Genomic DNA, 24,616 nt, shown 5'->3' with positions numbered 1-24,616 from the left:
AGCCAAAAATAGCTTATTTTAAAGACCTTTTGTTATAATGCGGCTTTAAAATACGGAGAATTAATGAAGAAAATTTTAATAATCGCTGGTGGAGCTTTTGCAAGAAATTTTTTAGATAGACTTCTTGGAGCAAAGTCAAATTTACACCACTACATCGTTGTTTCGAGCGAAGACCTTAGCCAAAAGGCAAATTATGAAAATTTCACATTTTATCAGTTTGATCCAACGAGCCTTTCAAAGCTAAAGAGCATAAGTGATGGCTATTTTAGCCAGTTTTGTATCGTAAGCGAGAACAAAAATGAAGCGGTTGCTGTTTATGAAAATTTAAGACAGATCAGCACAAAGACTGAGACCATTTTTATGAACTCGTGGGAGCTTGATGAAAGGTGCAAGGAGACTTTTGCAAGCGATAAGCATCTAAGCGTAGTTGATATCAGAGATATCGCAGCTTCAAGGCTCATGGACTATCTGCCAGATATGCCTGTATATGCTGATAATATCGGCTTTAGCGAGGGCGAGATCATGGAGGTTAAGGTGCCTATTGGCAGCTCATATATGTATCGCCATGTAAGCTCGATCGCTCAAAAAAGATGGCGGATAGCGCTTATTTACAGGGGTGCTGAGATCATCTTGCCAAAGCCAAACACAATGATCCAGCCAAGCGATATCTTGCTAATCGTTGGCGATCCAAACGTGCTTCAAAACGTTTATCGCTCGATAAAACGCGAAAGTGGGCAGTTTCCAAGTCCATTTGGCAGCAACATCTACACTTTAATCGATATGAGATCAATGAGCAAAGAGCGCGTTAGCAAGCTCATAAAAGATAGTCTATATGTGCATTCAAAGCTAAATAATAAACGCCTTATTTTTAGAGTAATAAACCCAACTTTAGGCGAAAATTTAGAGACGCTAAAGGCGATAAAAGAGAAAAATATCCTTGTTTTGATGGATTATTTTAATAGCGACAATAAATCGATAAAAGATGACGTTTTAAAACACGACATCGGACTGATCATAAGCGACGATAGATACTTTTTTAAATTTCAAAAGCTATTTTACGAGCTTAAAATCCCAGTGCTAAAAACGGGCAAAATTTTGCTCTCAAATGTAAAAGAAGGCGTGATACTGGGCGATCAAAGCCAAGAGGTAGAAAATCAATCAGCTGTCATTACAGACTGCTGCGCGCAGCTTGATTTGGAGATGAGATTTTACTATTTTGATAACAAACATAGCGACGATGAGGCGCTAAAAGAGCACTTTGAGAGCATTAGCACGCTCTTTTCAAAGCGCATAAAGATAGAAAATCACAGCCTTAAAAACCCGCTTGTAAAGCTAAAAGGCACAAATGATCTGCTTCATTTTGTGATGTTTAGTAAGAGCGTGGCAAATGGTAGTGCTTTTGCCTTTTTATCGACAAATTTAAATAGACTTTATAAAAAACTAAGCCAAAACGCACAGCTTTTTGTGCCAGTAAGTGAGTAGAAAATGCAGATAAATTTAAACCTTAAGGAAAAGGCGTCAAGCTATAAAATTTATATAAATGAGCTTGAAAGATTAGAGCTAAAAGGCAAGGTTGGCATCGTCACAAATGCCAAAGTGGCGGGGCTTCACCTTGAAAAGCTACTTAGCGTTTTGAAGTGCGATGAGAAATTTATCATAAGCGTGCCAGACGGCGAAGAGTATAAAAATTTAACAACGATAGAGCAAATTTTAGAGCAGCTTTTTGTTAGTAAATTTGACCGCTCATCTACGCTCATAGCCCTTGGCGGCGGCGTCATAAGCGATATGACTGGCTTTGTGGCAAGCATATATGAAAGAGGGATAAGCTTCATTAATATCCCAACCACGCTTCTAGCGCAAGTCGATGCTAGTGTGGGCGGAAAGACTGGAGTAAATAATAAATTTGGTAAAAATTTAATTGGCTCATTTTATCAGCCAAAGGCAGTTTTTTGCGAGATAAATTTCTTAAAAACATTGCCAAAGAGAGAATTTGCAGCTGGCGTGGCTGAGGCTTTAAAGATGGCGATAACCTTTGATAAAGAGATGTTTAGCTGGCTAAAGAGCGTAAATTTAGACGATGAAAACTTGGCAAAACTCGTTGAAAAGTCGATAAATTTAAAGGCTAGAGTGGTCGAGCAAGATGAAAAAGAAAAGGGTCTAAGAGCCATCCTAAACTACGGCCACACCTTTGCTCACGTCATCGAAAATGAGACAAACTATAAAGAATTTTTACACGGCGAAGCGGTGGCGATAGGTATGAATATGGCAAATCGCCTAAGCGTTAGACTGGGTCTCATGAGCGAGGCGCAGGCAGAGGAGATAAGGCAGGTTTTAGTGAAATTTGATCTGCCTGTAAGCTATAAAATAGAAAATGAATATGCATTTTACGAGGCGTTTTTTATGGATAAAAAGACAAAAGGTGATAAGATAAATTTCATAATCGCAGATAAAATCGGCAGTGCGATCATCAAAAATGACGTCAAAAAAGAGGACGTTTTAGAAACTTTGAGAGAATTTAAATGAAAAAGATCCTAGTTTTTCTACTTTTTTGCTTTGCGCTTTATGCTGAAGAGAACGCTACACTTGAGCAAAATGTCTCACAAAATTTACAAAATAGCGAGCTTATAAAAGAAATTTCAAACCTAGATAACTCCCTAAAAAACAACATCTGGATCACAAGATACGCCAACTACAACACCTATCAAAAGCTTCTTGATGAGCTAGAGCAAAATGAAAATGAGCTTAAAAAGCTTGATAAAGGCTCGAAAAGAGGTGGCGATCTCATAAAGAGAAGTCAAACTCTAAAAGAGCAGATAAATTTGCTAAAAGAGTATGAGAAAACGCCATTTTCAAATATGCTAGCAGCCCCAGAAATGGAGACACCACCTAGGATAAATAGCCCAGTGGCGCTGGTATCTGGCTTTTCATACATCAAAAAGATAAGAAGCGACAAGATCGAGTACCAAAGGCACATCAAAGAGCTTGACACCTTGCTTGAAAAGCTTGAAGCAAAAGAGAATTTGCTAAATAGGCTAAATTTGATAGATGACAGCGAGCAAAATAGAGCAAGTCTAAACCTTGCAAAGCAAGAGATAGGCGACTTCAAAGCGGCAAAACAGATCGCTGATACCACTTATAGCGTCTATGAAAAAAGGGCAGATGAGGCGATAAATTTGACGACATCTGACATCAAGGCTCAGTTTTTAAGCATGGGCTACACAGCCATCGTCATCCTTTTAACGATCGGACTAACGTTTATCGCTAAATTTATCGTTAAAAGAACGATCACGGATAACGAGAGATTTTACACGGTCAATAAATTTTTAAACGTGCTAAACATCACCGTTATCATTATAATTTTGCTCTTTTCATACATCGAAAATGTCACATATCTAGTAACCGTGCTAGGTTTTGCCTCAGCTGGTATCGCCATCGCGATGAAAGATATGTTTATGAGTATGCTTGGCTGGATGGTTATCATGTTTGGTGGCACGATCCACGTGGGCGACCGCGTCAGAGTCTATCACGACGGTAGTGAATTTGTGGGCGATGTGATAGATATTTCACTGCTTCGCCTAACCGTTTTTGAAGACGTTAGCTACTCGACCTATAAGACAAACCGCCGTGCAGGTAGGATCATCTTTGTGCCAAATAACTACATCTTTACAGACCTCATCGCAAACTACTCGCACTACGGCATGAAGACCGTTTGGGACGGCATAGATGTCGTGATAAGCTTTGATAGTAACCACAAAAAAGCCGCCTATCTAGCAAAAAATATAGTAAAAAAATATTCAAAAGGCTACACTGACATCGCAAAACGTCAGATGAACAAGCTAAGAAGCCAATACAGCATCAAAAATCCAAACGTAGAGCCAAGAATTTATACATTTTTTGAGCCTTATGGTATAAATATCTCATGCTGGTTTATGTCCAACTCATACGCCACGCTCGCTCTTAGAAGCACGATAAGCGCGGAGATCATCGAAGCATTTTTGGCTCACGATGATATCAAGATAGCTTACCCAACACAAACTATGTTTATAGGCAAAAAAGAAACGCCAAGCGATCACGTAGCTCACGCTGAGCAAGAGGGCGAAAATATCTAATGCAAAAGATATTTTTTAAGACATTTGGATGCCGCACAAACATCTATGACACCGAGCTTTTAAAGAGCTACATCAAAGACTACGAGATCACAAACGACGAAGAGGTCGCTGATATCGTCGTGATAAACTCATGCACCGTGACAAATTCGGCTGATAGTGGCGTTAGAAACTATATAAACGGCGTAAAAAGACGTGGCGCAAAGGTCATACTAACAGGATGTGGTGCAGTTAGCAAGGGCAAAGAGCTTTTTAGTAGCGGCGTCTTTGGCGTGCTAGGAGCTAGTAAAAAGAGCGATCTAAACGAGCTTTTAAAACAAGAGAGGCCATTTTTTGAGCTTGGGAATTTAAACTCAGTCGATAAAAACATCGTCACAAACTACGAAAATCACACAAAGGCCTTTATAAAGATACAAGAAGGCTGCAACTTTAACTGCAGCTACTGCATCATCCCTTCAGTGCGCGGCAAAGCTAGAAGCATGGACGAGGCGATGATACTAAAAGAAGCTAGAATTTTAGCTCAAAATGGCTATAATGAGCTCGTCTTAACTGGCACAAACATAGGCAGCTACGGCAAAGATACAAATAGCTCTCTTGGCAAATTGCTAGCAAATTTAGGCAAAATTTCAGGCATCAGACGCATAAGACTTGGCAGTATCGAGCCAAGCCAGATAGATGAGAGTTTTAGAGAAATTTTAAAAGAGGAGTGGCTGGAGCGTCATCTTCACATCGCACTTCAGCATACAAGCGAGGCGATGCTAAAGATCATGCGCAGGCGAAATAACGCATTTAGCGACTTAGAGCTTTTTAATGAGCTTAGCTCCCTTGGCTTTGCTCTGGGGACTGACTATATCGTGGGTCATCCAGGTGAGAGTGAAGAAATTTGGGCAGAGGCGGTGGAAAATTTCAAGAAATTTCCTATCACACATCTGCACGCTTTTGTCTATTCACCTAGGCGTGATACGCACTCGGCGACACTAAAGAGCGACGTAAGTGGCGATGTGGCAAAGGCAAGGCTAAAGGTTTTACAGGGCATTGCCTTTAAAAACAATGAAAATTTTAGAAAAAAACATAACGGTGCTTTAAAAATTTTAGTCGAGCAAAAAAACGGCGACTTTTACGAGGGCTTTGATCAGTTTTACAACAAAGCTAAAATTTCTAGTCAAAACGACATAACAAAAGAGTGGTTGGAGGTAAGCGAATATGAAATTAAGCCAGATGCCAATTATGCAAAAATTTAAATTTAACAAAAAAAATATCCTGATAATAGCCGCTATGGCTCTGATAATAGCGCTACTTTTTGCTGTGAGTAAAGAGCCACGAAACATCACCTACTCGCAATATATGCAACTAATGGATGGAAATTTCATCGATAAAGCGGTCATCGACGAAGATGAGGTCATCCTCTATGCACAAAATAACCGCTTTGTCATCATAAAAGAGGGCATAGATATAAAAGAGCTCATCAAAAAGGTCCCAGTCGAGCGAAGCGTGCAGTATATCACGCCTGGCATGGTTTGGGGAAGCATCATCTTTGTTTGTCTTGTGCTTTGGTATGCATATATTTTTAGGGCTATCAAGAAAAAAGAGGAGAGCCTTTTAAGCAAAAAGGACGGCGCTTTTGAGATAGAAAGCGTGCTAAATCAAAATACGATGCCAGTCATTTCAAACGTGAGATTTAGCGATGTAGCGGGCATTAGTGAGGTCAAAAGCGAGCTTAGCGAGATAGTTGATTTTCTTAAAAATCCGCAAAAATATAGAAATTTTGGTATCAAAATGCCAAAAGGCGTGCTAATGATCGGCCCTCCAGGCGTTGGTAAGACGCTTGTGGCAAAGGCAGTCGCTGGCGAGGCAAATGTGCCGTTTTTTTACCAAAATGGCGCAAGCTTTGTGCAAATTTACGTCGGCATGGGCGCAAAAAGAGTTAGAGAGCTCTTTAGCAGAGCCAAATCCTACGCACCATCAATCATCTTTATCGACGAGATAGACGCTGTCGGCAAGAGCAGGGGTGGCACTAGAAACGACGAGCGAGAAGCCACGCTTAATCAGCTGCTAACCGAGATGGACGGCTTTGAAGATAACTCTGGCGTCATCGTCATAGCCGCAACAAATAGGATCGAGATGATCGACGAGGCGCTACTTAGATCAGGGCGCTTTGATAGGCGTATATTTTTGTCAATGCCTGATTTTAACGACAGAGTGGCTATCCTAAACACATATCTAAGAGATAAAAACTGCGAAGTGTCAGCGGAGGATATCGCTAGGATGAGCGTTGGCTTTTCTGGTGCGGCACTTAGCACGCTTGTAAATGAAGCAGCGATAAATGCCCTAAGAAACGGCGAGAGCGTGCTTAGGATGAGAGACTTTGAGGCTGTTTTAAACAAGGTCTTGCTCGGCAAGAAAAAGGTGCTAAGCTACAGCGAGAGCGAGAAGAAAATTCAAGCCATCTATCAAGGCGCAAAGGCGCTAAGTGCTTACTGGTTTGATGTGAAATTTGAAAAAATTTCGCTCATTGAAGACCGCTTTATGGCGACTGAGCAAGAGATCGAGTCAAAGTCACAGATGCTCTCACGCATAAAGGTTTTAATCGCTGGTATGTGCAAGCTCGAGATAGATGAGAACGACATCTTTTCAAACTCAAGCAACGATCTAAATTTGGCAAAAGAGATCGCTTCAAAGATGGTTTATGAGTATGGCATGGGAAATTCTTTCGTGCCAAATCCAAACGATGTGGAAGAAATTTTAAAACAAGCAAAAGATGAGATAATGTCCTTTTTAAAGGGCACAAACGAGCAGATCGCAAGGATAAGCTCGTATCTGCTCGCTTATGAAAGCGTGGATAAAGAGACACTTGCTAAAATTTTAAATGAAAACTACTAATAAAGGAGAAAAAATGAAAGCAAAAATAGGAATTCTAACTATGTCCGATCGCGCAAGCGAAGGCACATACGAGGACAAATCAGGCCCAGCGATCAAAGAGGTACTTGATGGCTGGATAGTAAGCGAAAGAGAGTATTTTTACGAGGTGATCCCAGATGAGCTTGATCTCATAAAAGAGAGGCTCGTGCACATGATAGACGTGCTAGGATGCGACCTTGTGCTAACTACTGGCGGCACAGGACCAGCAGTGAGAGATGTCACTCCAGAGGCTACTGAGGCGGTTTGCGAGAAGATGATGCCAGGCTTTGGCGAGCTAATGAGAGCTGCGAGCTTACAATATGTCCCAACAGCGATCCTATCGCGTCAGACAGCTGGTATCAGAGGCCACGCGCTAATTATAAATTTACCAGGTCAGCCAAAGGCGATAAAAGAGTGCTTGGAGCCGGTATTTCCAGCGGTGCCATACTGCATTGATCTTATAGAGGGTGCATTTATCGAGACTGATGAAAATGTGATGAAAGTTTTCCGCCCAAAACAAAAGAAAATCTCGTAAATGAGTTTGACAGATAGCCTAAATTTAAAAGCCACTGCCTTTGCAAATAGGTGGCGGCTTGTTATTAAAATTTGGCTTGTTTTTTCTTTTTTATCCTATGCGCTGGCCTACTATCTTGGGTTAGAGGTCTTTGGCTTTATCTCTGCTATTTCTATCTTTGGCTGTGTTTGCCTGCTAGCCTTTAGCTCACTTCTTTGGTTTATCGCTAGCCTTGTATTTTTGCAACCTTTGGTATTTTTACTGCTTGAAAAATTTGATGAAAGCATTACTGTTTATGCTTTAGCCTGCTCAATTTGGCTGCTTGTCTGGATCACTTTGTCGCTTGTGGTCGATGATAAATTTGCAAGACTGGGAAATGACATCTTGCTAAAGATCACTCGTATAGTTCTTGTTAGCGAGTTTGCCTTGCTATATTTTTTTAACTACAACAGCAGCTTTGGCATAGAGACTTTAATAAAGTCAAATTTGACAAAGTCGCTGCTTTTAGTGCTAAACTCCTATATGTTGCCATCGCTTGTTACGCTACTTATATTTGATATAAAAACATATATCGCTAGCAAAAATGAGTAAAATTTTATGTATTATTTTATGTAATTTATACTAAATTTAGCCGTTTTTGCTCTTTACTATCTTTTTTATAAGCTCCATATCGCCGCTCATTGCTAGACTCATAAAACAAATGCCGTTTGCGCCAGCTTTGATAGCCTCTTTATAGTTTTTGCCATCTAGTCCGCCAAGTGCGTAAATTTCTTTATCAAAGTTTTTTAGCTCGCTTATAAAATTTAGCCCTTTTGGCTCTAAGCCCGCCTTGCAAGAGGTGGCAAATATATGAGAAGCAACGAGCACATCGGCGATAGAGGCTGAAATTTTAGCCTGCTCTAGGTCGTGAGCTGGGGCGTAAATTTTGGCTGTTTTTCTAAATTCATCCAAAAAAACGCCGTGATTTTTAAAAAATTCAAGCTGCGCCGAAGTGAACCAAAAGTCGCTTTTTAGCTTGCAAGCTACGTCAAAAAATTGATTAATGATAAATTTCTTGCGGTAGTTTTCACAAATTTGAGCCACAACCCTAGCAAGATCATAAAATTGAGCCTCGCTTAGCCCCTTTGCACGAAGCAAAATTTCATCCACGCCAGTCTTGCAAAGTAGCTGAATTCTCTTTAAAAAGTCATCGCCCTCATAGCTTTCAAAGTCGGCTACGCAGAGAATTTTAAACATAGACATACTCACTCATCAAGGGTTCTAGGCCGTTTGCTTTTATCATAGCATTGATCTCATCCACACTTCTGCTATCACTTATCTCAAACTGCTCGTCGCCCTTTTTCTCTTCGCCGTGAGCGCCGATGCTCACTTTTACGCCAGCGCTTATCTTGTTTGCGGCGATATTTACGGCGTTGTCGCGAAATTTCGCCTTTTCTCTGGTTGAGATCGTTATGCTAGCTGTTGGCATGAAAATTCTATAAGCGCAGATCACTTGTAAAAGCTCGCGCTCGCCCACGTCGCGGGGATTGATGCGGTCGTTGTTTATGATAGGGCGAAGTCTTGGGCATGAAAATGCGATCTCGGCGTGCGGATACTTTTTTTGAACTAAGCTTGCGTGAAGTGCCGTAGCAAAAGCATCAAGTCTAAAGTCATCTATGCCAAGAAGTGCGGCAAAGCCAACTCCTCTCATACCTCCAAGAAGCGCTCGCTCTTGCGCATTTAAGCGGTATGGGAAAATTCTTTTATTGCCACCAAGGTGGATTTTTTCGTATTTTGTGGGATTGTAGGTCTCTTGAAAGACGGTCACGTAGTCTGCGCCACTTTTGTGAAGCAGGGCGTAGCCCTCAGAGTTTAGTGGATAAATTTCAACCCCAACGACTTTAAAAAATTTCTTTGCCAAAGCGCAGGCATTTGCGATGTAAGTGACACTTGAGTTGGTCTCGCTCTCGCCAGTTAGGATCAAAATTTCTTCTAAACCGCTCTTTGAAATTTCTCTTAACTCCCTTGTGATCTCCTCGTCGTTTAACTTTGCCCTTTTTATTTTATTGTTGGCGTTAAAACCGCAATAAACGCAGAGGTTATCGCAGTAGTTTGCTATGTAAAGCGGGGTAAAAAGCGTGATGTTTGAGCCAAAATTTGCCCTTGTTTTTGCTTGGGCGAGTTTGGCTATTGGCTCTAAAAATGGCGCTGCAGCAGGCGAGAGTAGGGCTTTTAAATTTTCAAGAGAGCAGTGCTTTGCATTAAGAGCTGCTTTTACGTCAGCCTCGGTGTAAATTTCTGGCTTATAGTTCGCTCGCTCTTTTAAAATCTCATCCATAATGTCGCTGCCAACATCCTGCATGTGAGGTAGCAGCTGCATGTGGTCGGTTCTTGCAAATTTCATCAGTCTAAAAATCCAGTGAGCGGTGATGAGGCATTTGCGCTTTTGCTCTTTGCGCCAAGGCCTGCTAGATAGGCGTTGCGACCAGCGATGATCGCCTCTTTAAAGGCTCTTGCCATGAGCGGGATATTTTTAGATGAGGCGATGGCTGTGTTTGCCATGATCGCAGCCGCTCCCATCTCCATCGCTTCGCATGCTTGTGAAGGCCTGCCGATGCCAGCATCAACTATGATCTGCGTATCAAGCTCGTTTATCAAAATCTCAATAATATCTTTAAAAACTAGCCCTTGGTTTGAGCCAATGGGCGCAGCTAGAGGCATTATGCAGCTTGCTCCTGCACTTAGCATCGCTCTTGCGGCGTTTAGATCTGGAAACATATAAGGCATTGGCACAAAGCCGTCATTTGCCAAGGCTTCGCAGGCTTTTATGGTTTCAGTGTTGTCTGGAAAGAGAAATTTAGAGTCAGTGATGATCTCTATCTTAACAAGCTCGCCACATCCAAGCTCACGTGCGAGCTGGGCGATACGAACAGCCTCTTTGGCATTTCTAGCGCCACTTGTGTTTGGCAAAAGCGTCACGCCTTTTGGGATAAAGTCAAGTATATTTCGATCTTTACTCTCGTTTATGCGCCTAAGAGCAAGGGTTAAAATTTGCGCTCCAGCCTCATTTATGGCTGAGTCGATGAGCTCGTGTGAGTACTTGCCAGAGCCAAGGATAAAGCGGCTTTGAAACTCCTTGCCGCCAAGGATCAAACTATCACTTTGCACTTACGCCTCCAAGCCCATAAGTAGTCTAATGGCTAAATTTGCCTCGTGGTTTGCGCAGACTGCGACGCGCGGCGCCATGAGCCCTTGACCGATCTTCGCCTCGTTTGTGAGGTCACCGCAAAGATAGACATTTTTGGCAAATTTTATGGTTTTTATGAGATTTGAGCTAAAGTATCCAGCCATGCCAGAGGCGCCGATGATCTTTTTATCTTTTAGGCTTGTGCCAGCTTCGTTTAGTATCATCGCCTTGCCAGCGACATTGTCAAAGGCTTCGCATAAAATTTCGCATTCGCCAAAGACGCTAGCTACGTTTTTTTCGTCCAAAAATATATCGTGTGTTTCGACCTCGACAAAGGGATTGACGTCATTTATCAGCTCTTTAAGCGCCTGCGTCTTTTTCAAGCCGATGTGGTGGACAAAATACTGCTGGCGGTTTAGATTGCTTGGCTCAACGACGTCAAAGTCGGCAAGTACTAGCTTTTTTACGCCGACTCTTGCAAGGCTTAGTGCGATATTTGAGCCAAGACCGCCAAGTCCAGCCACGCCGATCACCGCCTTGCTTAGGGCTAAATTTAGCTCAGGGCTGTTTCGTGAGGCGATCATCGCGCGTAAAACTTCACGCTCAGGCATCACGCCGCGCCTTATAAATACGACGTTTGAGTCATCTTTTAGCTCGCTATCTTCTTTTATAGCAAAGCCATCAACGATAAAAATGTCTGGCTCTGTCGCGTTAAATTTCTCTAAAAATTTATAAATTTCACTCTCTTTATCGCCAAGCGCAAGCTCTTTTAACTCGCTAAGGCTTTTTACTGGCACCTTAAATTTTGCGCCGTTTAATACAATCTCTATCATTTTCTCCTCATCCACCGCCTACTAAAGTGACGATCTCATAAGCTTTGCCCTCGCTCATGAAGCGCTCACGCCAAAGCTTTTTTGGCAAAATTTCTCCGTCTCGCTCAAGGGCTATAAATTTAAGCTCATAGCCATTTTGAGCTAAAAATTCATAAACGCTCATATCGTTTTCAAGCTCGAAATTTTTGCCATTTAGTATAAATTTGATCATTAAATTTTGTAGCTTTTTACAAAATTTGCGATCCTCTCGATCGCTTTTTTTATGCTCTCGATGTCGGTAGCAAAAGAAATTCTAAAGTATCCCTCCATACCAAAGCCCACACCTGGCACGGTCGCTACGTTCGCCTCTTCAAGCATCTTTTTGCAAAATCTAAGTGAGTCGCCGTCCACATTTTTACATTTTACAAATAGATAAAACGCGCCATCAGGCTTAACTACGCTTAGCCCAGGGATAGCATTTATCATTTCAACTGCCACGTCGCGTCTTCTTTCATACTCTTTTCTCATGTTTTCGATATCTTCGTCGGTTTCGCCAAGAAGTGACGGGATAGCGCCTATTTGCACGATCGAGCTGATGTTACTTGTGCTTTGGCTCTGAAGCTTTTTGATGCCAGCGATGAGCCAGTCCATTGAGCTTGCTATATAGCCAAATCTCCAGCCAGGCATCGCGCCACACTTGCTTAGGCCATTTATCGTGACCGTTCTTTTAAAAAGATCCTCGCTTACGGAGGCTACTGCGTGAAATTTCTTGCCGTAGATAACTTTTTCATAAATTTCATCGCTTGTGATGATGATATCAGTACCCTTTAAAACCTCGCCAAATGCCGCGATCTCCTCTTTTGTATATACAGCTCCAGTTGGGTTTGTCGGGTGATTTAGTGAAAAGACTTTTGTTTTTGGTGTGATCGCTTTTTTTAGTTGCTCGGCTGTGACTTTGAAATTTGTGCTCTCGTCTGCTTCGATAAAGACAGGCACGCCGCCACAAAATTTAACGATCTCAGGGTAGCTCACCCAATATGGAGATGGGATGATGACCTCGTCGCCTGGGTTGATAAGCGCTTGAAATACATTAAAAAGTGAGTGTTTTGCGCCGATATTTGTGACTATTTGATTTGCTTTATAGTCAAGTCCGTTATCTCTTTTTAGCTTTGCTCTAATGGCGTCTATGACCTCAGGTAAGCCTGGTACTGGCGTGTATTTGCCGCTTTTGCTATCGTTATCAAGTGCGTTTTTTACAGCATCTCTTATCTTTTTTGGAGTCATAAAGTCAGGCTCGCCAGCTGAAAGTGAGATCACATCGATGCCAGCAGCCTTCATCTCTTTGGCCTTTGTGCTGATCGCTATCGTGATCGACTCGCTTAATGTTTGCATTCTGTTTGCTAGTTGCATTTTCGTCCTTTTTAGTTGATTGTCTTTAAGTAGCTATTATCATTTAAAAATAGATAAAGTTCGCCCAAAATTTGCTTCTTTTGTGTTTCATTTATCAGAGTTGATTTCTCTAGGCGCTCATTTAGAGTGTCTTGTATCTCGTAGATATCGTAGTCCATGTCCTCCATGATATCAAGGATCGACTGGCTCTCTAGTAAATTTGTAACCTTGTAGCCATCACTTGTTATCTCAATGGTAGCTTCTGTCGGATGAGTAAAGAGGTTGTGCTTCATGCCGATCACCTCTTGATATGCACCAACTAGGAAAAATCCCAAGAAATAATCCTCCTTCTCCACATCCACGTCGTGCAAAAGCAGTGGGTTTTTCTCGTCATCATAGCTGATCTCGCCGTCGCTATCGCAGGTGATGTCCCAGATCGAAGCTGGCATGGTAGGGCGCTCATCAAGCCTGTCAAGTGGCATGATAGGGAAATTTTGTTTTAGTCCCCAAAAGTCTGGCAAGCTTTGAAAGATCGAGAAATTTAGCAGGTATCTCTCTTGAACCTCTTTTTGAATTTTAGTTAGATCGCTTGAGTTGCTCTTGTTGCCAAGCATCACGACAGCTTTTTTACTAATGAGCCTTAAAAGCACCTCTGCGTTTGATCTATCTTGCAGATCGACATAGCCTAGGTCAAAGAGCGTGAGGATGCTTTCTGTGTGGTGGATGGCGTCGTGCAGGTATTCTAGGGCGTTTGAAGGCTTGATTGACTTATAAAGATCAACTAGCTCGGTTATCAAATTTGGATTGTTTTTCTTTAAATTTAGCTTCTCTTCGGTGTATTCTTGAGAAAAAAGCTCAAGCACAGGAGCAACCAAAAGTGCGTGAGAAGCGGCGATGTAGCGACCTGACTCGATGAAAATATCTGGCTCGATCTCCTTTTTTTGCTCGCTTATGGTTTTAAGCATATAAACAACGTCGTTTGCGTATTCGTTTAGCGTGTAGTTTCTGCTGCTCTCTTCTTTAAACTGCGAGTACTCGATCGCAAGGCCACCACCTAAATTTATAGCTTTTAAATTTGTTGCACCCATTTTTCTAAGCTCAGCGTAGATGTTGCCAGCCTCGATGAGTGCTTTTTTGAGCGGATGGATCTCGCTTATTTGAGAGCCGATGTGAAAGTGTATCATCGTGAAGTTTTCAAGCAAATTTGCCTTTTTTAGCATCTTTACAGCTTCTATTAGCTCGGTTGATGTTAGGCCAAATTTAGAGTGTATGCCTCCACTTTTAGCCCAAAGTCCCGATCCTGTCGAGTGCAGTCTTACTCTAAGTCCGATCTTTGGTTTTGGTTTAAAACGCTCTTTTGCGATGGCGATTATCGCTTCAAGCTCGTTTAAGCCCTCGATCGTTAGTGTGATGTTATGCCCCATCTCAGCGGCTATAAAGCCTATGTTTATCATCTCTTTATCTTTAAAGCCATTTACCGTTATAGGCGCTTTGTCGTTGTTATAAGCCATAGTTAGAAGTAGCTCAGCCTTGCTACCAGCCTCGAGGCCGTAGTTATAGGGCTTGCCAAGGCGTACTAAATTTTTTACAAAGCCTGGATATTGATTGACCTTAAGCGGGAAAACGGCGTTAAAGCTGCCTTTGTAGGCAAACTCTTTCTTTGCCTTTGCAAAGCTTGCGTGGATCTGCTCGATCTGCTTTTGGATAAGGTGCGGAAATCGAAGTAGTAGCGGCCCTCTGTAGCCATCGTCCCTTATCTCTTTTACGATGTCGATGATCGCTGGCTTGCTAGCTTCGTTTATGCAGACTTTGCCATCTTCTATCACAAAATTTGAATTGCCCCAAATGCTAAGTCCAAAATCATTCATCCCAGCTCCTTTTCAAGCTCATCTAAATTTATCGTTTTTTCTTCTTTGGTTTCTAAATTTTTATACCAAATTTTATTCTCTTTCATCTCATTTTCGCCCACGCAAAGGAAAATTTTTGCATTTTTATTGTCGGCATTTTGCAAATGTTTTTGAAGTTTTTTGGCTTCATAAGAAATTTCAACCTGATATTTTTTGCGAAGTTTTGAGCCAAGATTATAGATAAAATCAACATTCGCCGCATCAAGAGCGCAAAGATAAACTCCGTCTCGCTCATCTCCAGCTTCACCTAAAATTTCCATTATCCTCTCAACGCCCATCGCAAAACCAACGCCATAACTTGCTCTACCGCCAAGATATTCAACCAGCCTGTCGTATCTGCCTCCGCCTGCTACTGCGCTTTGTGAGCCGATCTCGTTGCTTATAAACTCAAACGCCGTCTTGCAGTAGTAGTCCAGCCCACGAACGAGCTTAGTGTCTATCTCAAATTTAACGCCATTTGCCGTTAAAATTTCTTGCAGTTTTGCAAAATCAGCCTGCGCCTCATCGCTTAGACTATCAGTGATCACTGGGGCGTTTTTATAAATTTCTTGGCAGCTCTCAACCTTGCAGTCAAGCACGCGGATAGGGTTTAAAAGCTTGCGTCTTTTGCAGTCTTCGCAAATTTTATCGTCATTTTCATCTAGAAATTTAACAAGTTTTTCTTTGTAAGACTTCATCGAGCTCTCGTCGCCAAGTGAGTTGATCTTTAGGGTTGTTTTTATATTTAGTCTGTTAAAAATTTCGCTCACCATCAAGATAATGCTCGCATCCTCATAGACGCTGCCCTCGCCAAAGCACTCACAGCCAAACTGGTGAAATTCTCTCAAGCGGCCTTTTTGTGGGCGCTCGTAGCGAAACATCGAGCCATGATAAAAGCAGCGTTTTGTTACATTTGCCCTGTCAAGTTTTGCCTCGATAAAGGCTCTAACGACGCCAGCCGTGCCTTCAGGACGCAAGCAAACATCGTTGCCGCCTTTGTCTTCAAACTGATACATCTCTTTGCCAACGATGTCGCTACTCTCGCCGACACTTCTTTTAAAAAGCGCCGTCTCCTCGAGGTGCGGGGTCAAAATTTGCTCATATCCGTAGTTTTTTGCGACTTCCTCGCAGGTTTTGATTATCTGTGCGTAAAGTTTTGCGCGAGCTGGAAGCATATCTTTCATGCCACGAAGTGCCGTTATCATCGCATTATCCTTTTTATTTTTTGTGATTTTACTTAAAATTTATAAAATTTTCTATCTCTTTTGAAATTAGCTCTATGCTTTTAGATGCGTCTATAAAAAGCGTTTTAAAGCCATTTTTGATAAGAATTTGCTTCATCAGGCTTTGCACTTTTAAAAGATACTCTAGCCCGCGAGCCTCGATCTTATCGCTTGTGCCTCTTGCTTTTAAGCGCGAGCTTATTAGCTCATGGCTTGCTTCAAAAAAGATGATCTTATCTGCAAATTTATCATTTAGTGCAAATTTATTAAGCTCTAAAAGCACGTTTTCATCTAAGCTTTCATCATTTGCCAAAGCGTAGGCGATGCCAGAGATAAAGCCTCTGTCGCTTAAAATCAGTTTGCCTAAATTTGGAGCAACCAGCTTTTCAAAATGCTCAGCTCTGTCAGCTAAAAAGAGTAAAATTTCAGCCCTTTTGCCTATTTTTATGCTTGAGCTTAGTAAAATTTCACGTAAATTTTCACCAAGCTTTGTGCCACCAGGCTCTTTTGTGACGATGGCATCGCTAAATTTAGAAGCTAAAATTTCTATCTGCGTGCTCTTGCCAACGCCGTCAATGCCTTCAAACAAAACATACATTTTACGCCTTTAAATTTTTAAGAATTTTTGCTGGCACTAGATTGCTCACATCGCCGTCATGGCGCAAGACTGAGCGGACGATCGAGCTTGAGATGAAGGCGTTGTTTAAGCTTGGCATAAGATAAACCGTCTCAAATTCGTCCCAAAGTGCGGCGTTTGCATAGCCTATTTGTAACTCATACTCGAAGTCACTAACCGCGCGAAGCCCCCTGATGACGGTGTTTATGCCGTGCGATTTAGCAAAATCAACAAGCAAGTTATCAAAGCCAAGAACGCTTACGTTTTTTAGCTCACAAACCGCCTCTTTTGCCATCTCGATGCGCTTTTCGTGTGCGAACATCGGCTGTTTACTGTCACTTTTGGCAACTGCGACGATTACCTTGTCAAAAATTTTTGTAGCCCTTATGATAACGTCTAAATGGCCGTTTGTTATGGGGTCAAATGTCCCTGGATAGATGCAAGATTTTTTCAAATTTGCCACCTTTTGTAAAGATTATTTTCGATTTTTAAGGCATCAAGCCACTTGCCGATGATGAAATTTTCCATATCCTGAAGGCTCTTTATGCCTGCGTAGTAACCTAAAACTGGCGGAGCGATGGTAGCTCCAAGAGATGAGAGCAGCTGCATCTGAGAAAGTGCGATCGCAGAAAATGGCATCTCTCTAACGCCCAAAACTAGGGTTTGTCTCTCTTTTAGTGCGACACTTGCGGCCCTTGTGATGAGCGTGTCGCTTATGCCGTTTGCGACCTTTGCTAGCGTGTTGGTAGAGCAGGGTGCTATGATCATAGCACCCGTGCCAAATGAGCCAGAAGCTGGACCTGTGCTAAGGTCTTGATCATCATAAATTTTCACGCCAAGCTCATTTAAATTTAGCTTCAAATTTTCTTCAGCTTCTAAGACCTTCATAGCATTTTTACTAACTATGACATGCGCCTCACAACTATCTTTGGCGGCATTTACTAGCTTTAGAAAAAGCCCAGCCCCGCTTGCTCCAGTGGCTGCAAAAACTACTTTTTTCATCTGATAACTGCCTCGTCTTTGCCTGAAACTGTGGCCTGTAAAATTTTATTTTCTCTTGTTCTTATCTTTATCATATCGCCTAAATTTCCATCTTCAAGTGCCTTTACCTCGGCGATTATCTTGACGCCACCTTCGCTTAAAACTGCATTTAGCATTTGACCTTTTTTGACTAAACTAATGGCATTAAACTGACGTTTGGTTAAAATTTCACCGCTTCTTATCTGCACTTTTGTGACAAGCGTTGAGGCGCTAAGTCCAAAGAGTGCGTCACGTGGCCATTTGCTAAACTCGATCATCATTGGTTGATAGTCAAGCAAGCTTAAAATGTGGTTTGTATTCATTGAATTTATGGCGATAAAAACTGGCATCTTGGCGTTAAAGCTAAATTTAAAATAAAGGCTCTTTAAGCTTAGATCAACGTCCTCAAATGAGGCTCTAAAGACGCCTTTTTGGCTATTTTGATCGTTTAAAAATATATTTTTAAAAACTAGATCCTTGAAATTTGCAGGTAGTTTGTTTTGCGGGCTGATGCTAAGATCGCTCACGCTGATGCCTGGATACTCGTTGCTGATCTCTCTTAGAAACTGCATCTGAATTTCATCCATGATAGAGCAGTTTTTCACAAAAGCTACGCTGCCGCCGCTTTTGTCATTATATGTTTTAAAATTTGCTGTTAGAATTTCATAGAGTTTTTTGCTATCTATCTTGGCAGCTCTTTTGCCCTCTAAGTTTAAAATTTCATTGTCTTCGCCTTCAAAGCCAAAAGTGCTAAGTGAAATTTGATCATTTACGACGCAATACATCGGATAGATGCTGACTTCATTTGCAAAAAGTTTTGTGGAAAGTAAAAAAATGAGTATAAAAAAGATGGAGCGGGAAACGAGATTCGAACTCGCGACCCCAACCTTGGCAAGGTTGTGCTCTACCCCTGAGCTATTCCCGCAATCAAAATGAAGTCCGCATTTTATCAGATTGTTTTTCATTTGTCAAGGATTATGGAAGTTTTATAAGTGAAATTTCACTATTTTGTAAAATTTCACCTTGATCAGGGCTAGTTATCAACACAAAATCACTCTTTAATATATGATTTATCATGCCTGAGCCATATTTTCCGCCATTTGTCGCTATAAATTTACCATCAGCTACATTGCCAAATATTGCATTTGCTCTGCCTGATTTTACCTTTAGATCTTGCGAATTTACCGCCTTTTGCACTTCAAAACACTCGCTTTTTAGAAGTGGCAAAACAAGCATCATCGTGCAAAGATAAGCAGCCATAGGGTTGCCAGGCAAGATAAAAACAAGCCTGCCATCTTTTTCATAAGCCTTGCAAGGTCTGCCAGGTCTTATGTCAAGGTGCGAGAAAATTTCGTTGTATCCAAGCTCACTTAGGGCTATCTTCATAAAGTCAGCCTCACCAGCGCTTGCTCCACCAGAGCAGATAACAATGTCGTAGTTTGCAGCGTTTAAAAATGCTTGTTTTACGGCATTTAACTCATCTTTTATGATACCAAGATATGAGCTTTTTTTACCGATTGAGCTTAAAAGTGCGGTGATGCCAAGTGCGTTTGCATTGTAAATTTCATCCTCGCTAGCTCTTTGCCAAGGCTCGATGATCTCGTTTCCGCTTGAGTAAACTGCGATGCTTGGTTGCTTTTTCACATCTATAAAGCTTATGCCCTGAGCTGCAAGCATCATCACGCTTCTAGTGTTTAAAATTTCGCCACTTTTTAGGAGAATTTTGCCTATTTTTGCCTCTTCGCCTTTAAAGCGGTAAGCCTCGCCTTTTTTAAGCTTAGCTGGTGCTTTTACGAACTCACCCTCAACCACGCAATCTTCAAACCTCATGACAGTGTCAGCGCCCTTTGGCATCTTTGCGCCAGTCATTATCTTCACGCATTCGTTTTTGCTGATAGCTAGCTGCTCTTTATCGCCTGCAAAGGCACTTGCGATTATCTTATAAGGTTCATCTTTTTCATCAAATTTAACCGCAAAGCCATCAAGCGCTGAGTTATCAAAGCATGGCAGGTCTTTGACTGCTATCACGTCATTTGCCAAGGTTTTGCCAAGAGCCTCGCTGATGGGTAAAATTTCACTCTCATTTTTTGGTTTAAATTTAGCTTTTAAAGCCTCAAGTGCGTCATTTACTAGCATTTTTACTCCTCAAGCCTAACTATTTTTGCCCCAAGGCTTTTGAATTTCTCCTCCAGCCTCTCATAACCTCTATCAAGGTGGTAAATTCTATGTACCAAGCTCTCGCCATTTGCGATAAGAGCGGCTAGTATCAGCGCTGAGCTTGCTCTAAGGTCAGTCGCCATGACATCAGCTGCATTTAAATTTGCAGGGGCATAAACGCTTGCGATATGGCCGTTTAAGCGGATATCAGCGCCCATTCTAGCTAGCTCACTAACGTGCATAAAGCGGTTTTCAAAAAGCCTCTCATCTATCGTGCTAACGCCATTTGCTGCAAGACAAAGCGCCATAAACTGAGCCTGCATATCGGTTGGAAAGCCTGGATACTCAGTCGTTCTTATCTCGACTGGTTTTATCTCATTTGTAGGCAAAATCGTGATCTTATCGCCGTCTACTTCGATGCCAAAGCCCATCTCTTCAAATTTATTTAAAATGGCCGTCATGTGCGTAGCATTTGCCTTTGTGACTGAAATTTTGCTATTTGTGATAGCTCCAGCGCAAAGGTATGTGCCAGCCTCGATCCTATCAGGGATGACCTCGATATCACAAATTTCAAGTAGCTTTTGACCGCTGCCAGTGATCTTTAGCTCGCTCGTGCCTATGCCTTCGATCTTTACGCCACTTCTTGCTAAAATTTCACAAATTTGCACCACTTCAGGCTCAAGTGCGACGTTAAAAAGCTCTGTTGTGCCGTGCGCTAGAGCAGCTGCCATGATGATGTTTTCGCTGCCAGTTACGGTGATCTTGTCAAAAACGATCTTTGTGCCTTTTAGTCCATTTGGCGCGGTTGCGACGACGTAGCCTTGCTTTATCTCGATATTTGCGCCCATTTTCTCAAGTGCGCTTAGGTGCAGATCAATAGGTCTTTGTCCGATCGCACAGCCTCCAGGAAGGCTCACTTCGCAATGCCCAAAGCGCGCTAGAAGCGGACCAAGCGTTAATATAGAAGCGCGCATCTTTCTAACGATGTCGTAGTTTGCCGTGGTCGAATTTACGCTGCTCGTGTCGATACTTAGTGAGTTTTCACCTTTAAATTCGCACTTTGCTCCAAGATTAACTAGCAACTGGCAAAGCGTCTTTATGTCAGCGACATTTGGGATATTTGTTAAATTTATCTTATTTTTAGCAAGTAGGGTTAGGGCGATGATAGGTAGGGCGGCATTTTTGGCTCCACTGATCTTTACTTCGCCGCTTAATTTGGCATTGCCTTCTATTTTTAAATAGTGCATCATTATTTTTTGCCTTAAGAAAATATATTTTTTGCCGATTATATTGTTTTTAAACTTAGAGTAAAGAAAACAGGGCGCTATTTTCGCTTTATTTACATTTAAGAGTTAAAATTACGAAAATTAATTATTTTGGATAAAAATATGTTAAGTTTAATAAATAAAAGAATATTTTTTGCACTCTGCATTGCACTTTTTACAGGTTGTTCTTTCACTTCAAACGAGCCTAAAATCCCACAAAATGACTACAATCAAACCGCCTCTACAAATGGTAACTTTAGCAGGCAAACTTCTGGTGAGCTTTTAGACGAAGATGACGGCAGAGCTGATAAAGAATTTGGTTCATTTTTTAAAAAATACTTAAACACTAGAGCAGGGGGCGACTGCTCAGGCTTTGTATCTATCGTAAATGCAAAATATAAAAATATGTATTTTGATGAAAAAACCATCAATAATTACTACAGCAAGGGTGGCAGAAAGTCAAAAGCCATCTACAACTTCTATGAAAGCCAAAATTTGATCACTCATAAAAATCCAAAAAAAGGCGATCTTATCTTCTTTTCAAACACCCTTGGCAAAGGCATACAAAAAAATAAAGACAAGAAAAACGTCACTCACGTTGGCATCGTGACAGCCATACTTCCAGATGAAACGGTGAAATTTATCCACAACTCTGGCGGCAGGATAATCCACAGCTATATGAATTTAAAACAAAAAAACACACACCTAAAGGGCGATAAAGAGATAAATAGCTACGTTGTAAGGTGCTCAAACGCTAGCTGCCTAGCGGCAAACAGATTTGCTGGGTATGGCAAAGCTAAGTAGCCCAGCTACATTTGCGCTTATCCTTTTAAATTTAGCTGCATTTTTTAGCCTCACCTTTCTGCATTCGCGTGAGCTATGGCTAGCACTTGGTTTAAATATCTATTTTTTAGAAAAACTCTATTTATTTCAGCCCCTCACATCTATCTTTATGCACGCAGGCGCAGGTCACTTGCTTATGAATATGCTCTTTTTATATCAAGTTGGCACGATGAGCGAGCTATATCTTAGCACGAAAAAATTTATCATTTTTTATATCGTTGGCGGCGTTTTGACGCAAATTTTAAGCTTTATTTATATATATTTTGCATTTGAAAATGAGAAATTTATAAATTTAGTCGGTGCAAGCGGCGCTTTGTGTATGCTCTTTGGTATGCTGGCGACCTCGGTGCTTTACTCTGATAAAAAGGCGTGGTTTGGCTACTTTGCCATAGTTGTCGCCATGAGCTTTTTGCCGCTACTTATGGGCATAAATGTCGCATGGTATGCGCACTTTATAGGCTGGGCTGTCGGCTGTTTGTATGCTAAATTTTACTTAAAGAGAGCAGATGAGATTTTTTGATGAGATCTGGGACATTTTAAACGATGGCGACGTGGAGCTTAAATTTTTAAAATTTGAGCTATTTTACGAGAAATTTAGATCAAATTTGGATATTTGTTTTGATGAAATTTCTGCGCCAAATGAGCTAACTACCCCATGTTACGCTAAATTTTGCGACGTCGTTAGCATGAAAGAGCTAAACAAAAAGGTAAAACCAAAAGATAAAAACCTAAATTTCATCCACTCGGTTGCTCACATCGAATTTAGCGCCATTGACATCGCGCTTGATGCTTGTTATAGATTTAGAGGGCTGCCAAGAGAGTTTTACGAGGACTGGCTGGAGGTGGCTGAGGATGAGATCAGGCACTTTTGCATGATAGAAAATTTACTCACAAAGCAGGGCGGCAGATATGGCGAGTTAAGTGTGCATGATGGCCTTTTTATCGCACTTCAAAAGACCTCAGACAAGCTCACTAGTCGCATGGCGCTACTGCCAAGATATATGGAGGCAAATGGGCTTGATGCAAACGCTCACATCATCAAAAGACTAGAAGGCGAGGGCGGGCAAGAAGAGCTCATTGAGTGCCTAAAAGTCATCTTAAAAGAGGAAGTCTCTCACGTTTATAAGGGCGATAAGTGGTTTAAATTTGCCTGCAAAAAAGAGGGCGTCAATGAGAAAAGCTACTTTGACATCATCTTAAATTTATATCCAAATTCATTTAAAAGTATGAGAGAGATCAACGAAAAGGACCGCTTAAAGGCTGGATTTAGCGAGGAAGAGCTTAGTTGGATAAAGAATTTCTCAAAGGAGAGATCATGAGCAAAATTTACTTCATAAGGCACGCAAAAGCAGTTGATGAGAACAAAGACGGCGCAAAAGACGCTTCAAGAGAGCTTAGTCCAAAAGGCAAAGAGGACGCTAAATTTATGGCTAGCAGGCTAAAAATGTATGACGTGATGCCAGGAGCTATCTTTTCAAGCAGTGCTAAAAGATGCGAGCAAACAGCAAAAATCATCGCTAAAACTTTAAAATTTAAAGAAAAATCCATAGAGATAAAAGATGAGCTTTACGACATAAGCTTTGAGGATCTTTTGGAGTTTGTAAGAAATTTAGATGAAAATTTAGATGAAATCTTCATCATTACGCACAATCCTAGCATAACAGAAATTTGCGAATACCTAAGCGACTCATCGATTGACAATATCCCAACTTCAGGCATTTTTTGCATAGAATTTGAGTCTGAATTTAAAGAGCTAAAAGAGGGCAGTGCAAAAGCTCTGTTCTTTGACCACCCAAAGAAACATCAAAGATAATTCTTAAAAAACGCTACAAAACTGATTTTAGAAAAGTAAAAAAATAGTTATCAGCTTGTTTTTGTTTTATACTGCTAATTACTTTTAAACTCTTGCTCTAATTTTTTGATTTGCCTCGCTAAGAAACTTTTAAATTAAAGTCCAAATCACCAAGTATAAAAGCAAATTTAAAATCAACCATAATTGCAATGCCAAAATATGACAAAAGGTAAAATGCAAGATATTTTATATATTTTGTATTGAAAACTGCAATTTTCAAATTGATATTTTAAAATCTTTATTCTGCACTTTTCAAAGTTTTAAATGGCTATATTTGGTTAGCTTTTGCATTTTATCTTTTGTGTGATCTAAATTTATCCATTAAATTTGGCGTAAAAATATTTGTAAGAAAATTAGTTAAATTTTACACTTTTCAAAAATTGTGAAATTTGTATTTATCTTATATATAACTTAAAATTTGATCTACCCTATTTTGAAAATGTGAGCAAGAGCTATCTTTGGAGTTTGTTGTTCTTGCTTTTAAACGCAGAGCACCGACCCCTTGAAAAAGCGATGGATAAGTGTTAAGTATAACGCTCGCTCAAGCTGGCGTTTTTGGATGTAAATTTAATCCCAAGTTTTTTGTCTTTCTAAAAGCTAGTAAAGCAATCTTATACGTGATAAATTTAAGAGCAGCATAATAAAATAGAATAAAAGCGTGATATCTGTTTTTATACGCCAAATAGTGATCTTGTGCGTTAAATTTTGAAACAATGGGTTAAATTTGCTATCAAAAGCAACTATAAAACCAATGTTTGTCTTTTGTGCCAATGGTTATCTTTTTAGAGTCGAGTGATCTTGTGTGCTAAATTTAAGACCTAGTAGTTAAATTTGCTGTGAAAACACGCATTAAAACTATTTTTCAAGCT

General features: G+C 40.9%; 25 protein-coding genes and 1 tRNA gene. 11 read left to right on the top strand and 15 right to left on the bottom strand.

Annotation, left to right across the window (positions count from 1 at the left end; all coding sequences use genetic code 11):
- The first annotated feature begins 63 nt into the window (after nucleotides 1-63).
- From UNSWCS_RS00435 to UNSWCS_RS00405, 7 genes are read left to right on the top strand one after another with little or no spacing between them, the layout of a single operon-like run.
- A complete protein-coding gene (locus UNSWCS_RS00435; protein WP_021086815.1) occupies nucleotides 64-1,482 on the top strand; it encodes a COG3400 family protein in 1,419 nt (472 codons plus the stop codon).
- 3 nt (nucleotides 1,483-1,485) lie between these two features.
- Nucleotides 1,486-2,523: a 3-dehydroquinate synthase gene (gene aroB, locus UNSWCS_RS00430; RefSeq protein WP_021086792.1), complete on the top strand. Its 1,038-nt coding sequence runs from the start codon at nucleotides 1,486-1,488 to the stop codon at nucleotides 2,521-2,523.
- Nucleotides 2,520-4,109: a mechanosensitive ion channel domain-containing protein gene (locus UNSWCS_RS00425; protein WP_021086771.1), complete on the top strand. Its 1,590-nt coding sequence runs from the start codon at nucleotides 2,520-2,522 to the stop codon at nucleotides 4,107-4,109. Before aroB ends, UNSWCS_RS00425 begins: the two co-directional genes overlap by 4 nt.
- A complete protein-coding gene (mtaB, locus tag UNSWCS_RS00420) occupies nucleotides 4,109-5,347 on the top strand; it encodes a tRNA (N(6)-L-threonylcarbamoyladenosine(37)-C(2))-methylthiotransferase MtaB (protein WP_021086832.1) in 1,239 nt (412 codons plus the stop codon). Before UNSWCS_RS00425 ends, mtaB begins: the two co-directional genes overlap by 1 nt.
- The gene (locus UNSWCS_RS00415) at nucleotides 5,334-6,986 is read left to right on the top strand and encodes an ATP-dependent metallopeptidase FtsH/Yme1/Tma family protein (RefSeq protein WP_035143301.1); all 1,653 of its coding nucleotides are present in this window, start codon (nucleotides 5,334-5,336) and stop codon (nucleotides 6,984-6,986) included. Before mtaB ends, UNSWCS_RS00415 begins: the two co-directional genes overlap by 14 nt.
- A 13-nt stretch (nucleotides 6,987-6,999) precedes the next feature.
- Nucleotides 7,000-7,539 carry a molybdopterin adenylyltransferase gene (gene mog, locus UNSWCS_RS00410; RefSeq protein WP_002940911.1) on the top strand — a complete coding sequence of 180 codons (540 nt, stop codon included), beginning with the start codon at nucleotides 7,000-7,002 and terminating at the stop codon, nucleotides 7,537-7,539.
- Complete coding sequence (locus UNSWCS_RS00405) at nucleotides 7,540-8,109, top strand: hypothetical protein (RefSeq protein ID WP_021086820.1); 570 nt, start codon at nucleotides 7,540-7,542, stop codon at nucleotides 8,107-8,109.
- A gap of 36 nt (nucleotides 8,110-8,145) precedes the next feature.
- On the opposite strand, the gene UNSWCS_RS00400 is transcribed toward UNSWCS_RS00405, so the two are convergent.
- From UNSWCS_RS00400 to murA, 15 genes are all read right to left on the bottom strand, one after another.
- On the bottom strand, nucleotides 8,146-8,760 hold the full coding sequence (locus UNSWCS_RS00400; protein WP_235044372.1) for a thiamine phosphate synthase: 615 nt from the start codon (nucleotides 8,758-8,760) through the stop codon (nucleotides 8,146-8,148).
- Nucleotides 8,747-9,901 carry a 2-iminoacetate synthase ThiH gene (gene thiH / locus UNSWCS_RS00395; RefSeq protein ID WP_021086778.1) on the bottom strand — a complete coding sequence of 385 codons (1,155 nt, stop codon included), beginning with the start codon at nucleotides 9,899-9,901 and terminating at the stop codon, nucleotides 8,747-8,749. The genes UNSWCS_RS00400 and thiH overlap by 14 nt, the downstream gene beginning before the upstream one ends.
- Nucleotides 9,901-10,665, bottom strand: a complete 765-nt coding sequence (locus UNSWCS_RS00390) for a thiazole synthase (protein ID WP_021086809.1) — start codon at nucleotides 10,663-10,665, stop codon at nucleotides 9,901-9,903. Before UNSWCS_RS00390 ends, thiH begins: the two co-directional genes overlap by 1 nt.
- Nucleotides 10,666-11,517 carry a sulfur carrier protein ThiS adenylyltransferase ThiF gene (gene thiF, locus UNSWCS_RS00385; protein WP_021086810.1) on the bottom strand — a complete coding sequence of 284 codons (852 nt, stop codon included), beginning with the start codon at nucleotides 11,515-11,517 and terminating at the stop codon, nucleotides 10,666-10,668.
- Nucleotides 11,518-11,524: 7 nt separating this feature from the next.
- The gene (thiS, locus tag UNSWCS_RS00380) at nucleotides 11,525-11,728 is read right to left on the bottom strand and encodes a sulfur carrier protein ThiS (RefSeq protein WP_021086824.1); all 204 of its coding nucleotides are present in this window, start codon (nucleotides 11,726-11,728) and stop codon (nucleotides 11,525-11,527) included.
- The gene (locus UNSWCS_RS00375) at nucleotides 11,728-12,906 is read right to left on the bottom strand and encodes a pyridoxal phosphate-dependent aminotransferase (protein WP_021086777.1); all 1,179 of its coding nucleotides are present in this window, start codon (nucleotides 12,904-12,906) and stop codon (nucleotides 11,728-11,730) included. Before UNSWCS_RS00375 ends, thiS begins: the two co-directional genes overlap by 1 nt.
- A gap of 11 nt (nucleotides 12,907-12,917) precedes the next feature.
- Complete coding sequence (gene speA, locus UNSWCS_RS00370) at nucleotides 12,918-14,753, bottom strand: biosynthetic arginine decarboxylase (protein ID WP_021086772.1); 1,836 nt, start codon at nucleotides 14,751-14,753, stop codon at nucleotides 12,918-12,920.
- The gene (gene hisS / locus UNSWCS_RS00365; protein ID WP_021086780.1) at nucleotides 14,750-15,976 is read right to left on the bottom strand and encodes a histidine--tRNA ligase; all 1,227 of its coding nucleotides are present in this window, start codon (nucleotides 15,974-15,976) and stop codon (nucleotides 14,750-14,752) included. Before hisS ends, speA begins: the two co-directional genes overlap by 4 nt.
- Before the next feature lie 28 nt (nucleotides 15,977-16,004).
- The gene (gene tmk, locus UNSWCS_RS00360; RefSeq protein WP_021086806.1) at nucleotides 16,005-16,592 is read right to left on the bottom strand and encodes a dTMP kinase; all 588 of its coding nucleotides are present in this window, start codon (nucleotides 16,590-16,592) and stop codon (nucleotides 16,005-16,007) included.
- Between the two features lies 1 nt (nucleotide 16,593).
- A complete protein-coding gene (gene coaD, locus UNSWCS_RS00355) occupies nucleotides 16,594-17,064 on the bottom strand; it encodes a pantetheine-phosphate adenylyltransferase (RefSeq protein ID WP_012001782.1) in 471 nt (156 codons plus the stop codon).
- Complete coding sequence (locus tag UNSWCS_RS00350; RefSeq protein WP_021086804.1) at nucleotides 17,061-17,612, bottom strand: UbiX family flavin prenyltransferase; 552 nt, start codon at nucleotides 17,610-17,612, stop codon at nucleotides 17,061-17,063. The genes coaD and UNSWCS_RS00350 overlap by 4 nt, the downstream gene beginning before the upstream one ends.
- Nucleotides 17,609-18,415 (bottom strand): flagellar basal body P-ring formation chaperone FlgA, encoded by an 807-nt coding sequence (gene flgA / locus UNSWCS_RS00345; RefSeq protein ID WP_021086828.1) that lies wholly within the window; start codon nucleotides 18,413-18,415, stop codon nucleotides 17,609-17,611. Before flgA ends, UNSWCS_RS00350 begins: the two co-directional genes overlap by 4 nt.
- 65 nt (nucleotides 18,416-18,480) lie before the next feature.
- Nucleotides 18,481-18,555 (bottom strand) — tRNA-Gly (locus UNSWCS_RS00340).
- Nucleotides 18,556-18,605: 50 nt separating this feature from the next.
- Nucleotides 18,606-19,766: a molybdopterin molybdotransferase MoeA gene (locus tag UNSWCS_RS00335; RefSeq protein WP_021086802.1), complete on the bottom strand. Its 1,161-nt coding sequence runs from the start codon at nucleotides 19,764-19,766 to the stop codon at nucleotides 18,606-18,608.
- Between the two features lie 2 nt (nucleotides 19,767-19,768).
- Nucleotides 19,769-21,034: a UDP-N-acetylglucosamine 1-carboxyvinyltransferase gene (murA, locus tag UNSWCS_RS00330; protein ID WP_235044374.1), complete on the bottom strand. Its 1,266-nt coding sequence runs from the start codon at nucleotides 21,032-21,034 to the stop codon at nucleotides 19,769-19,771.
- Between the two features lie 141 nt (nucleotides 21,035-21,175).
- On the opposite strand from murA, the gene UNSWCS_RS00325 reads away from it, so the two are divergent.
- From UNSWCS_RS00325 to UNSWCS_RS00310, 4 genes are read left to right on the top strand one after another with little or no spacing between them, the layout of a single operon-like run.
- Entirely contained in the window at nucleotides 21,176-21,856 is a 681-nt protein-coding gene (locus UNSWCS_RS00325) for an NlpC/P60 family protein (RefSeq protein ID WP_021086816.1), read from the top strand.
- Nucleotides 21,840-22,415 (top strand): rhomboid family intramembrane serine protease, encoded by a 576-nt coding sequence (locus tag UNSWCS_RS00320; protein ID WP_021086817.1) that lies wholly within the window; start codon nucleotides 21,840-21,842, stop codon nucleotides 22,413-22,415. Before UNSWCS_RS00325 ends, UNSWCS_RS00320 begins: the two co-directional genes overlap by 17 nt.
- Nucleotides 22,402-23,214, top strand: a complete 813-nt coding sequence (locus tag UNSWCS_RS00315; RefSeq protein ID WP_021086798.1) for a ferritin-like domain-containing protein — start codon at nucleotides 22,402-22,404, stop codon at nucleotides 23,212-23,214. The genes UNSWCS_RS00320 and UNSWCS_RS00315 overlap by 14 nt, the downstream gene beginning before the upstream one ends.
- Nucleotides 23,211-23,708: a SixA phosphatase family protein gene (locus UNSWCS_RS00310; RefSeq protein WP_021086783.1), complete on the top strand. Its 498-nt coding sequence runs from the start codon at nucleotides 23,211-23,213 to the stop codon at nucleotides 23,706-23,708. The genes UNSWCS_RS00315 and UNSWCS_RS00310 overlap by 4 nt, the downstream gene beginning before the upstream one ends.
- Nucleotides 23,709-24,616 lie beyond the last annotated feature (908 nt).

Source organism: Campylobacter concisus UNSWCS (assembly GCF_000466685.1).
In the GTDB taxonomy this organism is placed as follows: Bacteria; Campylobacterota; Campylobacteria; order Campylobacterales; family Campylobacteraceae; genus Campylobacter_A; species Campylobacter_A concisus_A.
Note: the sequence above shows the minus strand (reverse complement) of the source record. Positions and strands in the feature narration are given on the sequence as shown.